This window comes from Pseudomonas fontis (genome assembly GCF_028656955.1).
Lineage (GTDB): Bacteria > Pseudomonadota > Gammaproteobacteria > Pseudomonadales > Pseudomonadaceae > Aquipseudomonas > Aquipseudomonas fontis.
This window is the reverse complement of sequence record NZ_JAMDGY010000104.1, coordinates 1-13,201: the sequence shown is the minus strand read 5'-3', so window position 1 is coordinate 13,201 and position 13,201 is coordinate 1. Positions and strand designations below refer to the sequence as shown.

The 13,201-nt window shown below is 57.7% G+C and carries 11 protein-coding genes; 5 read left to right on the top strand and 6 right to left on the bottom strand.

What is annotated here, in order from left to right; all coding sequences use genetic code 11:
• Positions 1-891, bottom strand: a complete 891-nt coding sequence (locus tag M5G11_RS24430) for a proline iminopeptidase-family hydrolase (RefSeq protein WP_273912863.1) — start codon at positions 889-891, stop codon at positions 1-3.
• 175 nt (positions 892-1,066) lie between these two features.
• Here M5G11_RS24430 and M5G11_RS24425 point away from each other — a divergent pair, with 175 nt between their 5' ends.
• Together M5G11_RS24425 and M5G11_RS24420 are read left to right on the top strand one after the other, a co-directional pair.
• Positions 1,067-1,828, top strand: a complete 762-nt coding sequence (locus M5G11_RS24425) for a LuxR family transcriptional regulator (RefSeq protein WP_273912864.1) — start codon at positions 1,067-1,069, stop codon at positions 1,826-1,828.
• Between the two features lie 96 nt (positions 1,829-1,924).
• A complete protein-coding gene (locus M5G11_RS24420) occupies positions 1,925-2,824 on the top strand; it encodes a proline iminopeptidase-family hydrolase (RefSeq protein ID WP_273912865.1) in 900 nt (299 codons plus the stop codon).
• 203 nt (positions 2,825-3,027) lie between these two features.
• Here the strand turns inward: M5G11_RS24420 and M5G11_RS24415 are convergent, their stop codons facing one another.
• The 4 genes from M5G11_RS24415 to M5G11_RS24400 form a co-directional block, all read right to left on the bottom strand.
• Positions 3,028-5,268 (bottom strand): DEAD/DEAH box helicase, encoded by a 2,241-nt coding sequence (locus M5G11_RS24415; protein WP_273912866.1) that lies wholly within the window; start codon positions 5,266-5,268, stop codon positions 3,028-3,030.
• Positions 5,243-6,538, bottom strand: a complete 1,296-nt coding sequence (locus M5G11_RS24410; protein ID WP_273912867.1) for an ATP-binding protein — start codon at positions 6,536-6,538, stop codon at positions 5,243-5,245. The genes M5G11_RS24415 and M5G11_RS24410 overlap by 26 nt, the downstream gene beginning before the upstream one ends.
• Positions 6,535-8,955 carry a tellurite resistance TerB family protein gene (locus M5G11_RS24405; RefSeq protein WP_273912868.1) on the bottom strand — a complete coding sequence of 807 codons (2,421 nt, stop codon included), beginning with the start codon at positions 8,953-8,955 and terminating at the stop codon, positions 6,535-6,537. Before M5G11_RS24405 ends, M5G11_RS24410 begins: the two co-directional genes overlap by 4 nt.
• Before the next feature lie 332 nt (positions 8,956-9,287).
• The gene (locus M5G11_RS24400; RefSeq protein ID WP_017135674.1) at positions 9,288-9,440 is read right to left on the bottom strand and encodes a hypothetical protein; all 153 of its coding nucleotides are present in this window, start codon (positions 9,438-9,440) and stop codon (positions 9,288-9,290) included.
• A gap of 101 nt (positions 9,441-9,541) precedes the next feature.
• Here M5G11_RS24400 and M5G11_RS24395 point away from each other — a divergent pair, with 101 nt between their 5' ends.
• Positions 9,542-9,883, top strand: coding sequence for a hypothetical protein (locus M5G11_RS24395; protein WP_273912869.1), 342 nt, complete (start codon positions 9,542-9,544; stop codon positions 9,881-9,883).
• A gap of 22 nt (positions 9,884-9,905) precedes the next feature.
• Here the strand turns inward: M5G11_RS24395 and M5G11_RS24390 are convergent, their stop codons facing one another.
• Positions 9,906-10,307 carry a helix-turn-helix domain-containing protein gene (locus M5G11_RS24390; RefSeq protein ID WP_017135676.1) on the bottom strand — a complete coding sequence of 134 codons (402 nt, stop codon included), beginning with the start codon at positions 10,305-10,307 and terminating at the stop codon, positions 9,906-9,908.
• Between the two features lie 698 nt (positions 10,308-11,005).
• Between M5G11_RS24390 and M5G11_RS24385 the strand changes: the two genes are divergently transcribed.
• Together M5G11_RS24385 and M5G11_RS24380 are read left to right on the top strand one after the other, a co-directional pair.
• Complete coding sequence (locus M5G11_RS24385; RefSeq protein WP_273912870.1) at positions 11,006-12,007, top strand: hypothetical protein; 1,002 nt, start codon at positions 11,006-11,008, stop codon at positions 12,005-12,007.
• Between the two features lie 127 nt (positions 12,008-12,134).
• Positions 12,135-13,196: an RES family NAD+ phosphorylase gene (locus M5G11_RS24380; RefSeq protein ID WP_273912871.1), complete on the top strand. Its 1,062-nt coding sequence runs from the start codon at positions 12,135-12,137 to the stop codon at positions 13,194-13,196.
• Positions 13,197-13,201 lie beyond the last annotated feature (5 nt).

Below are 13,201 nucleotides of genomic sequence, written 5' to 3'. Positions count from 1 at the left end.
TCAGCCTCGGTTGCGTTGCAGGAAATCCAGTAGTACCGGGAAGTAGGCTTGCGGCTCTTCGTAGAACGGCATGTGGCTGCTGTTGGGGAACACGTGCAGCTCGGTTTGCTCATGCAGTGCCAGTTTCATGCGCAAGGCGCAGGCGGGAGTCAGTTCGTCGTGCTGGCCGGTGGTGATCAACACCGGCATGCGGAACTCGCGCATTTGCTCCAGGCGGTTCCAGTCCTTGAGGTTGCCGATGTAGAGAAATTCGTTGGGGCCCTGCATTGCGGTGTAGGGGCCCATGTTCCAGTCGCCCAGCGAGCGCTCGACCGGCGCCGGCCACTTGTCGAGGCGGCACACATGACGGTAGTTGAGCAGGGTGATGGCAGCCTGGTATTGGGGGTGGTCGAGGTTTCCCTGGGCCTCGTAGCGCTGCATCATCGCCACGGTTTCGCTACCCAGGGCACCGCGCAGCCGCTCCAGCTCGCCAATCAGGTGCGGGATGTCGCCGACGGTGTTTTCCAGGATGAGGCTTTTCAGCGACTGCGGATGGTGAATGGCGTATTCGATCGCCAGCCAGCCACCCCAGGAATGCCCAAGCATGTGTACCCGGCCCAGGTCCAGGGCCTGGCGGACCTGCTCGACCTCGGCCACGTAGCGGGTGATGTTCCACAGGCTGGCGTCGTCGGGGCGGTCGGAAGCGCCGGTGCCCAACTGGTCGAAGGCGACCACCCGGATGCCCTTGTCCTTGAGCCAGGCATGCGCATCGCGAAGGTAGTCGCAGGGCAGGCCCGGCCCGCCATTGAGGCACAGCAGTACCTCATCCCCGTCGCCGAAGCTGTACACCACGAGATTGTGGCCATCGACCGTTACGTTGAACTGCTGGTCAGGTTGCATCTCACGCCACATCGCTACTCTCCTGTTGGCAATGGCTTACAGCTATACCCTGCGCAGAGAGTGCGCCGCCTACAAGCTAGTATTTCTTATAGGTTTTGTCTGGCAGTCCCGCGCCGAGCCGTGGCATTCTACTTGGCGGGCTTCAAAATGGAAGTCCAGCAGGGGTATACACAGGGAGTGTTAAGGAATGCAGGCCAAGCTGGCTGAGCTCCATACCCGTCTGTCGTCGGACAGTAGCCTGGACGCACAGATGGACAGCGTCGCCGACCTGGCGGCGCAACTGGGCTTTGACGCCCTCGTTTACGACTACAGTCCGGTGCCGCTGGATCATCTTGGCGAATTGATCACCCCCTCGGTGGTCAGGCTGCGCCAGACACCGGGGGATTGGCACGACCTCTGGTGTTCCGAAGGCTTCTACCAGATCGACCCGGTGCAGCAACTGGCCGTGTCGTCGATCGCACCGTTCGTTTGGTCGTACCTGCCCAAGGGCGAAACCGTCCTGCAGCGCTTGATCGATCGCCGCCATGCACCCGTGGTTGGCTACCTGTGCGATGCGCAGCTGGCCTGCGGCGTCACCGTGCCCATCCACCTGCCACGTGGTGGCCTGGCGACCCTGACCGGCCTACGTCCCCAGGCCAGTCAGCGTGACCTGGACGATACCCGGGAAAGCCTCGCCGAATTCAGCCTAATTGCCCATGCCTTGCAGGAGGCCGCCTATCCCTTGCTGGGCAAGGAGGCTGCCAGTCGTGCCATCCGCCTGACCCGCCGTGAGCTCGAATGCCTGCGTTGGGCTGCTGAAGGCCTGACGGCATCGCAGATCGGCGAGGTGCTCAATCGCTCGTTGGCGACGGTGTCCATGCACCTGACCTCGGGCATGCACAAGCTGGGGGCGAAGAACCGGGTCCAGGCGGTTGCGCGGGCGGTGCACTACCGTCTGCTCGACAAATAAGTGGTAAAAAACCCAAAAACCTAGAGAAGTCTCTAGTTATGCCCGGCCGTGCGTAGGGATATTGTGTGCTCCACGATTCACTCGGAGCCGGATGAAATGGAAGTCATCAATTCGCATGAAGGTGTTGCCCCGTTCGGCGACTATCAGACCTGGTACCGCGTCACGGGCGACCTGAATTGTGGTCGCACCCCGCTGGTCATCCTGCATGGTGGGCCGGGTTGCACCTACGACTATGTCGATGCCTACAAGGACATCGCGGCTGGTGGCTACCCGGTCATCCACTATGACCAGCTGGGCAATGGCCGTTCGACCCACTTGCCGCAGATGCCGCCATCGTTCTGGACGGTGAAGCTGTTCCTGGAGGAGCTCGACAACCTGCTTGAGCACCTGGGCATCAGTGAGCGCTACGCACTGTTGGGCCAGTCCTGGGGTGGCATGTTGGCCAGCGAGCACGCGGTGCGACGCCCGGCGGGCCTGCGTTGCCTGGTGATTGCCAACTCGCCGGCCGACATGCGCACCTGGGTCAGGGAGGCCAACCGCTTGCGCGAGAGCTTGCCCAAGGACGTGCAGGCTACATTGCTGAGGCATGAAGCCGTGGGCGACTACACCGCCGACGACTACATTGCCGCCACCCGGGTGTTCTACGACCGTCACGTGTGCCGCCTGACCCCCTGGCCGGACGAGGTGGCCCGCACCTTTGCGCAGGTCGATGCCGACCCGACGGTGTACCACGCCATGACCGGGCCCAACGAGTTCCACATTATTGGCAGCACCAAGGACTGGTCGATTGTCGACCGCCTGCCGCAGATCAACGTGCCGAGCTTGCTGATTTCAGGGCGCTATGACGAAGCTACGCCGCTGGTGGTCAAGCCGTACCTGGACCTGATTCCGGGGATCCGCTGGGCGTTGTTCGAGAACTCCAGCCATATGCCTCATGTGGAGGAGCGGGTGGCTTGCATGGGGACGGTGGTTAAGTTTCTTGATGAGAGTTTGTAGTATTCGTCTCAAGCGCGTGATGACCGCAGATTCATTGGCTCCCGCGCTGATCGAGGCAGGAGGAGGGCGGGTAGAATGTGCAGGGCACTGAGAGGGGTATGATTTGAATCGCCCCGGGTTTTCTAGACACCCTCCAAGCTTGCCGTCCTCGAAAAATGGGCGACGGATCCTAGGAGAGTAGCGTCATGTGCATTCGCCGTATCTTACGATTCCAGACTGAGTAGTCGCGCTGTGTTGACTGCTGCTTGGAGGTCGAGATGGCTCGAGGCAAACGTCTTCATGAGGAGCGAGCGGGGAAGGGCCCAATCCCATTTTTCTCGGATCATGTTTTCGACATTTTCCAAGACCGGCTCTACATCTGAGATGTCCATTTGACCGACCACGCGCAACGCTCGCAACGTGTCCTCCCCGCCGAATGCAACTTTCAGGAATAGCCCGGTGTTTTCACACTGAATGCCCACATGCATGAGCAACAAGGCCAGCGCATCGTTGGTGTAATCCCCTCGCCAGGTTGCCACGTGGCTTACGCTGGCAGAGCCAATAATCGCCGCGTCACCCAAGCCGAGGGCACGGAAGTTACTCCGAGCCTCCTCCAGGAGGGCTTGAGCGTGTTTGTCCAGGAAGGGACAAGATGTGGTCTCCATCAACACGTTTCGCATTTCAAGCCTGACACGATCATCCACCTGGGCACCGAGCCCATCAAACTGAGGGGGCTCGCCGCCCCGAGCCGGTGTGACCACTATCACCTTCGCTTCAAGGTCGACATCCTGAACCTGCCAACGTCTCCCGCCGAAGATGATGCGCTGTCCCTTGGTCAGGGGTTTGCTGACAGGCAGCGAGCCAAGTGACTTACCATCCAGGAGCAAACGAAACTCTTCATCGCTCGTGAAGGCGGTGTAGAACTCATAGTGGTTGATCAACCGCTCCCCCAGCTCGCCTGGCAGCAGAAGCCCTGAGCTGTCCTGGACGATCAATTCCTTCTCACCCATACCCTTGAGCAAAGCCAGGAAATCAGGCTTGGTGACGCTCGCAAAACTGCCGCTTGCAATTAGACTTCCCCACAATTGCACGACCGAAGCACCGCCGAGCTGAGCAATCGAAGACAAGCACTGCTGCACCAGTGTCGAGGCGTGTAGGCCTCCCGATCGAGGTGGCTCAAACCATCCAGTGGTCAGCAATCGAATCATTGCGATTGTTTGGACGAGCCCCTCTCGCAACTGGTCAGAGAGATCCGACTGATCTGTGAGAGGGCGCTCTCGGCAGTACGCCCTCAGCATAGCGGGCTCACCAGGTCGACGGCCTGAGCGGCCAAGCCGTTGCCTGAGACTCGCCACGGAGGGTGGGCAGCCGATTTGTGCGACCGTTCTGATGTTACCGATGTCGATACCCAACTCGAGGGTAGTGGTGCATACCGCAGACGCTGGAGGATCTCCCGCTTTCAAAGCCCGCTCGGCATCCTGGCGCAGCTCCTTGGACAAGCTACCGTGGTGCGGCCAGAACTCGTTTGGTACTCCATCGTTCTCACACAGTGAGCGCAGACGGTCGGCAAACCATTCAACCTCTTGGCGCCTGTTGGGGAAGATCAGGTTGTTGTGTCCCCTCAGCACCTTGTAAAGGTGACCTGCGATAGCTGCTTTGGTACCCGAGGTGTCCTCTTTGTCGGCGCCATCATCTGCTGAAGCATGCCCAAGGTACTCCGCCACAAGCTGCTGCATGGGCTGTTCCATGTACCCACGTACTTGCACCTGGAGTTCCTGGCCAGAGGATTTCGATTCGATGACGGTAATGTCATCAGCGCGAGCTGGCCTCAGGAACTTTCGGGCAAGCGACATCTCCCCAAGTGTCGCGGAAAGCCCTACACGAGGCAGGGCCCTGCCAACGACGCTTTCAACCCGTTGCATGAGCGACTGCAATTGCTTCCCGCGCTCACTCCCGATGAAGGCATGTAGCTCATCGACGACAATGTAGCGCAGGTTCTGAAAGGCCTCGGGTAAACTCGAGCCTCTGTTTACGAAGAGGGCTTCTAGGGACTCAGGAGTGATCAGCAAGATACCCTTGGGCGATTTCAGAAACCGTTGTTTCTTGCTTGCTGCCACATCACCATGCCAAGCAACGACCGGCAGCTCGAGCCTCTCACATAGCCGGCTGAGCCTGTCCCATTGGTCGTTGATCAGCGCTTTGAGCGGGCTGATATACAACACCGCGCCGGCGGGTTCACTGTTGTTGAGCAGGTTGGTCAGGATGGGGAGGAATGCGGCCTCCGTTTTACCTGCGGCGGTGGACGCTGCAATGATCACATCGCGATCAGCGCCCACCAAGGCAGGTACCGCCCACTCCTGGGCATCGCGTAACGACGTCCACCCCTGTGACCAGACCCATTGCTGAACCTCGGGATGAAGACGCTCGAACGAGGAGGATTCAGAGCTTGAAACTGGCGAGCTCATCGTCGGCCTCGACTTCAAGATCTTGTTGCCCACCGTTATCCCTGGACAGCTCCACGGCTCCGAGCAAGGTACGCCATTCTGCCGTAGGGTTTTGCTCGATCACTGCAAGCAGGTTGATGAAGGCTGTAATGGTCGTGCGCGGTGTCCGGAAGTACGCCTCACCCAAGCGTTGGTTGCAGTGAGCCATGAAAGCGGGGATGGCTTCGTCCGGCAACAAGAACTTCTCAGGCTCGCCGGAGGCATAGACATTGCGTAGCTTCTGTAGAAGCACGTAGAAGTCTTCAGGGGTCAGGCTGCTGAGCCGAATGACAGGCCCAGAAAGGTCTATCAGGCCAGACTTGGCAAAGCTGTTTTCCGCGAGGCGCGATTGCAGGGCAGGGTAGCTGTAGAGCCCCCGACGAGTGTCCATCAGAAACTCTGGTGTGCCGCCCAATACAAAACCCAGGCCTTCAGCGGAACCCTGCAACGAATCGTTGAGGATGCGCAGAATCTGTTCGTAATTGGCGTTCCGGGCCTGGGTGTTTGCCAGTTTGTACAGGTTGACCAGTTCATCCAGGCAGATCATCAAGCCGCCGAAGCCAGCCAGACGCACGAACCGTGACAGCAATTTCAACTGGTCGTAGACAGAAGCGTCATCGACGATCGTCCGCACGCCCAGTGCAGCGCGGGCGTCGGTCTTGGTGGAGAATTCCCCGCGTAGCCAACGGATGGCGTCAGCCTTGAGCTGCTCGTTACCTTCCTCGAAGCCGCGGCAGTAGGCAGCAATGACGTCGGCAAAATCATACCCGTTGACCATCTCGGTGAGTTCCGCCAGGTACTCACGAATGACCGCCTCGCTCTCGACACCCTTGGTCTTGGCTTCCGTTTTAGCCTGGGAGATAAATTTCTCAACGATACCCTGGAGTGCGCCGCCTTCAGGCTTGGTACGAGTGGCCATGTTTTTGGCCAGCTCCGAGTAAAGTGAGCGCGCTTGGCCACCCGAAGCGTGAAGCCGGCGGTCTGGATTCAAATCGGCGTGCATGGTGACGAGCTTGCGCTCCATGGCGATGCCGCGCACCAGGTTTAGGAAGAAGGTTTTGCCCGCGCCGTACTCGCCAACGACGACGCGGAAAGCCGAGCCGCCATCCGCGAGACGATCCACATCTTTGAGCAGCGAATCGAGTTCACCCGCTCGACCTACCTGGATGAGATGCTGCCCAACACGGGGCACTACGCCCGCACGCAGCGATTGAATGACCGCGTCGCGATCCTTGGCTCGTATCTTACTCATAGGGCTAACTCATCCAGAATGTCGGGATTGATTTCGATGGGATCATCACCTTCGGTCACGGGCATGTCGAACAGCTCAAACGCTGTGTCGTTGATCCGCTCCAAGGCGCCATCCAGCATCAGTTCCATATCACTGGCTGCGTCTTCCAGCTCGGCACGACTCCACTCAGCCCGTGACACCAGAAGCCGAAGGAACGCTGAATGCTCGACGTCCAGGCCATGTACGGTAGCAAGCTGTTCGGCGGTACTTTCTTCCTGCCGTTGGGGCGCCTCGGGCTCCAAGGCGCTAGGCGCCTCAGTCAGCGATTCTTCATTGAAGACGCTGGCCAGGAGCGCCGACACTTCTGCCGTTTCTTGTTGCAAGCGAGCGACCTTGTCCATGTCCAGTGCAAAGCCAGAGCCAGTGCTTTCTGATGTCTGTGTCGCAGTGGCCAGCGCGGCATTCGCAGTCAGTGCCTCCACTCCATGGGAGGGACGAACAGCTGCACTGTGGAGGTCGCTGTAGACGAACTGCGGATCGAGGGCGAGCGACTTGTATACGCGCTCAAGGAGCTTAACTTCCTGTGGCGTCACCTCGCCATCCGCTTGTGCCAGGTGGGCCAGGAAGCTGGCAATTTTCCGCTTGGCCTCGATCGTCAGCGGCTCAAGCTTCTTCTTGAGGCTTGCCAGTGTCGGCGGTTGCTTCAGTTGAATCTGGAGGTGCGCCTTCAAGCGTTTTCGATGCGCGACGCAGAGGTGATCCCATGAGTCAATGTGGCCGGACAGCAGACTCACCTCTTCTAGCGAGGTGTCACCGTCTGCCGCAGCCACTGCACTGGCCAGGTCTAAAGTAACTGCTGCAGCGCTGTAAGCATCGGTCGAACGAAGAGTACCTTCATCAGAGTCCGCTGCGAACAGTGCGATGGTGTCTTCTGCCTTGGGCGTACGGCTGCCAGAAAGCACATCGGGCTCTAATCCGATCCGCTTGCTTTCCAAGGCCCGTGCGAGTGCCACGACTTTGTCGCGGGAAAGCGCGCCGGCGGATTTGAAACGGCCTGCCAGCTCAGCGAAACTCATGCAGATAGTTTCGCCGCCGACGCGTTGTGCCAACTGTTCGAGTTCGCCTTTTGCATCAGCAGGCCAGAGTTCTGTTGGCAACTGCAGGATGGCTTCCAGACTATAGCCAGCGTCTGGGTTGCGCCCCAGATATCGACTGTAAGCGTCTAGAACGGTGGTGCATTCTTCCACTATAACCTGCAGCTTGTTACGCGTTCCTGAGGTTGCGGCGACATCGGGGAGGTCGCCCACGGCTGCTGCCGGGATGCTCAATCCGGAAGAAGCGGGGCGATAGGCAATCTTCAGCTTGGTCTTGTTCTGAGGAAGCACAATGCCGTTGGGATAACGTTTTGCGAATTGGTTTTTGAAGAGCGCTGCGAATTGCTCAGGACAACGGGTCACAGGTGTGCGTCTGGAAATGTTGGGCTCTGCGAGCGCCCAGGCCAATGCCCAGCTCGGATTGAGAGGGTATTTATCCACGGCCATCTGACCCAGCGCGACTCTCAGTGACATGGGCAGCTCGTACCCATCTGCGGCACTGGCAATCGGTTCACTCATATAGCTCTGAGGCTGAACAGAATCCGCGTCGATATGGGCGAGAAAGCGGGTAGCGTAGCCGCGGAAAGAATGGTTGTCGCCGTAGAGACCAAGCAAGCGTTCGACCTCGGCCTTGATGGCAGCAATCTCTACCTTAGCCTGAGGATCGCTCGGTGCATCGATCAGCGCGCGGCGTTCCAGCCCGTAAAAAAACAGGAACACGTATCCCGCATCCGCAGGCTGGCGGCGACCTCCTGCCAACCATTGCAGATACGCTCGCCGCGCCTCAGGCGTGATGCTTCGGTAACTTGGCCAATAGGGCATCTGCCGCTCGGTAAGGCTCATGGGTGAGCGTGCGACTCGAAGCGTTGCATCAATCAGGGACGGTTCAGTCTGACCGAACTGGGTTGCCCGCTCGGTGATGTAGAGCATTCCACCAGGGATAGCCAATCCGGCCACGGTGATGGACTCACCTTCTGCAAGCCAGCGAACGCCCATGGGCTTTGCACTTGGCTTTGGGATGGCGTAGTTCTGACTATCGCTGGACGAACCGACTTGGACAGTATGGAAGTCTCGCTCGAGGGTACTGGTGCCGAACTGGACGGTGAGACTGGGGGAGGTTGCCTGTCGAGATTCAGCGGCGATCTCCGCAACAATGTCATCTTCAGGCGCGTAACGCTTTGCCTGGGTGGCGCGTCTGACGGCCCATACCAACGCACTTACGCCCAAGATAACTCCAAGGGCGATCCACGCTTGCTTTGGAACTTGCGCCAAAAGGGCAACAACGAATAACAAGGCGTACAGAGCGATCGGCCCGCCGCCGCTCCCTTTGCGCTTCCGTGGCATATGAGTATTCCGTACAGTTGGTAATGGCCAGATGACATTCTTACGGATTTCACGAAGCGGGCCAAGCGGAACAGACGAAGGGAGCGCTGGGGCGAGATTACTTAAACGGATCCCCAACAAAGCCATCTGCTTACAAGGCTATGTCAGGGCTGTGTTGCGGAGGTGAATGGATCGTGGCGCTGCTCTTCATACGCCTAATTCTCAGTGAGACCATAATCTTGGTAGCGTCTCGCGATGGGTGATTAAACCCAAGAGTACATATGTACCCCTTCGCATCTCGGGCGCCTCAACTGGTCGATTAAGGCGGCTTTCGACGACGTCTCTTCTGCACTTCAAATAGCGTCTTCCAATGCAGCTATTAGTGCCTCCAAAGCCTCAGCCAGGCGGGCGTCTTCACGGGTATCTCCGCTGTCAGGAACAAACTCTTGGCAGTGTCGTAGCAGTGCGTCGCGGTCGTTACGGTTCAGATCAAGCTGAATGTGCATGTTCGGAAATCCCTAGATGGTAGAACTGCACCTGACCCCTAGCGCTCAAGCGCGCTTTGGTCGAATATTGCGCGCCGATTGGAAGCGAGGAGGACAGGGCATTGAAGGTTGAGCAGGAAGCGCAGGTGTGGTTGTGCGCCGCTGAGCACTATCGTGATTCTCTCATGGCGATAGTGGTTGATGCAGTCGCCAGCTACCGCCGTAAACCGGGCCTGGACAGTTTGACTCGCATCTACAAGCAAGACGTTGGCGCCGTAGCGTTTGCAGTGCTTGAGCGAGTCCTGCCCAGCGCGGATTTGCCGCGCACCGACAGCAGCTACGTCCCTGCCCGGGAACAGTTACGGTCACATGTGATTTATCAGGTGCTAAAACGCCTTGTAGAAGAGAAGTCCGTTCCAGTTGAGCTTACGGATATCCTGTTTTCGATTGACCTTGGACTCTGACACTCGGCGATCGCAACCTCTGCTACTCGGCAAAGCACAGTTCAGCTTGCGATGACGGGTAAATAGCCTTGTGCCGGCGTGCCGATGAGGGCTTTGTTATGCAGATCGGAGTCGCTGATGAGACTACCAGGCCGCTGAACGCGCCATTGGTCTCCAGATCTGCAACTTCAGCTTTCAGCTGCTGTACCAGGGTATCAATTGATTGACCGCTCTCTACGCTCAACGTCAGTGTGAGAAGGGTCAAAGGGCTGAGCCCCATCGCATCACCTATCGCAGTCAGCTTCTCTACCGTAGGGCTTGATCGGCCGTGTTCCAGCTTCAGCATGTAGCCACGGCTGCTCGCCAAGGCCATATCTTTATGCGTCAACCCGCGGCTAATGCGCATCGCTTTCAGTACAGTGGCGAAAGCTGCTTTCAGCGACATAGATTCTCCTGGCCAATGTCAGGCGAGAAAGGCCCGCAAACTATTTTCAGCGGAAGTACCCGACGTAGAGCATCTGACAGTACCACAGAGACCTTCCCGCCAGTCTCAACGAAGAACCTGTTCAGGCCGGCATCGGGATAAGCCTGCAGCTTTCCCGGCGCGGAGTGCCCGTGACCATCGCGCACCGCAATCTAGTTGTTTTCACTGATTAACCTTATGGAATCAGTGACTTTCTCTGTATTTCAACTATTTCCCTGCATGCCCCCTTGAAATTTTTTTCGCGAGACGGAGTTCTATATTTGAGGACAAGAAAAAAGTGAGTGGTGTGCAGCCGCAGCTGATCTGCAAGGTTCACACGCGGTTTTGCCGGTTCGGTTTTTGCTTTTGACGGTTTCCAGATTTGGTCTCGGTTGCCAGGCTCGCATCTGCATTGCCCCGTAGGGGCTGAGGGGGAGATCGCCTTCTTCGCAGCCTTTGGCTGCGCTTATGCTTTGAATACAAACAAACGCGCTGTTTTTTTAAAAAAACTGAGCGGCTCCAGAGTTTCCAGCACGTGGAGTCCGAACACACTCATTCATGATGCCTGATCCTCAGCTAGCCATGTACTGAGGTCAGGCATCGGCGCATAAGCAAACCTCGATCAGTCTTCGTACGAATCCGTATGACTCTGCTCAATCCGACCATCGCGGATCAGTTCTATGGTCATCTTGTTGCGGTCAGGCTTCATCTGGCCAGGGGAACTGGTATCCCAGGATTTTATCGCGAGGGTGACTTGGGCCCGGGTGGAGTCGGTGTACCCGTATTGGTACTCCAGCGTCGTGACGTTTCCGTCCTTTTCGCCTCCAACCATCCCGCCAGCTTCCGCTGCAGATTTGACTATCGCGAAAGACTCTTCCGCGACTGAGCGGTCAATCGCTTTCCACCCGACCGAAAAAGCGCGCGTCAAATCTCCGCATTACAAAGACAACGAGCACTATGACCATCATGCGGACTGCGAGTGGATGCTGCCAGATGAGGACGAAGGTAGCGATGTGCCGTTGCCCGGAGAGACTGAGTTACAGACCCGCACACGCTTGGCAAAACGCCAACTCACTTCGGTAATCGATATCTTTGTTCCCCCGACACAGCCAGAACAACCCGTGGTACGTCCACCTCGAGCCGCACCAGGCGACGAGGACGAGGTAGTAGCTATTCGTCGACGGGGCGGTGGCGGCGCAGAAGGCACCCGATCCGATCGGAAGCACCGAAGCGGTGACCTGCGTGAGCTAGTGAATTACTACCACGACACACGCGAAGCCTTGAAAGACCTCTTTCCCGAGGTAACGATCAACGTGACAGGGCGTGGTGAAATACCGTTGCGTTCGTACTTCAAGAAGGTGGCTTGGGCCAGACCTGACACTGCAGGATACGTCTACAACGGCGGTGGCCGGATTGAGCCGCGTGAAGGGGCCGGCTTCGTATTCAACTTCTATGACAAGGTTACGGACAAAGATGCCTCTCTCCAGGTCTCTGATGAGGTCATGACTCAGCACCGATCAAGGCGCTATGTGAATGAAATTCTCGATCAGGCACGGCTGGTAAGGTACTTCACGTTCTATTTCCTCGGCACCTTCACCTATCACGAGGCCAGCGACACCATGGTTGCACAGGTTACTGACCTTCGCTGCCTAGCGATTGACTTGGGGCCGTTGAGGAACTGAGCTTCAGTAGAGATGGCAGCTCCTAACCATTGGCAAGGGCGGCACCCGATGGGTAAATGCTTAAATCAGCGAGAGGCCTTCGCCTAGACGTAGATAGGCGCCGTGTAATGCAGCAAAGGAGCAAGTGATGCGTCAAGTGGTGTGTACCGATTGCCTTACCGAAACCTTCCTGCAGCATCACGCTTCGGACAACGACATCAGCGAGTGTGACTACTGCGACCGAGAGCTTCCTGTCATGGACATGGAAGAGCTGGTAGATCTCTGCGAAACAGCAATCCATGCCTCGTTCCGGGCTATCCAACAACCTGGCTCAGTGATTCATCACGGTTACCCACCGATCGGTGAAAGTCTGTATGACGTTCTGGAGCGCATGCTGGGTTCCGATGAGACCCTTCTTTCTGACATCCATGAGCGTTTGCTCGACTCTTGGAGCCTTCCAGATGATGACGATCCTTACTTCGAAGAGGAAACAGAGGCATCGTCGGAGCTGACTGTAGGCTGGCGAAAAATGGAGCACAGCCTGCAGTTTGAATCCCGGCTGGCAAACCCCTTGGTGGGGTCAATCCTGACTATGGTCTTCGACGGCATAGAAGATTTGCGCTCGAAGGACGACCGGTCACCCATTGTGATCGCAGGCCAAGGTTATCAGATCTCGTCATTCCAACGGGGTAGGGTGTTCCAGAATGAGCAGAGCATGGAGGAAGCGCTTGCTCACCCTGAAAAGCATCTCGGCCCGGTACCAGGAGGCAAGGGATCTCCTGGCCGAATGAACGCCAAGGGGATTTCAGTTTTTTACGGCGCAACAGATGACCATACGGCAATTGCGGAGGTGCGCCCTCCCGTTGGCAGCATGGTGGTTACCGCGCGGTTCGACGTAATCCGGCCTCTGCGGCTTCTCAACCTGAACGACCTGGCTTCAATGCGTCCGCACCGGGGGTTGAGCTACTTCAATCCAATTCGCAGGAGCCTCACCGAACGCTGCGCGTTTCTGAAAGACTTACAGCACCAACTGACGATGCCAGTAATGCCGGACTCGGCGGAAAGCGGGTATCTGATCACGCAAGCTATTGCCGATTTCCTAGCAACCCATGAAAAGCTGAATCTCGACGGTATCTTGTTCCCCTCTGCGCAGGTGCAGCAGGATAGGTCACCAGGGCAAAACGTCATTCTTTTCCGGCTATTCGGATAATCGTG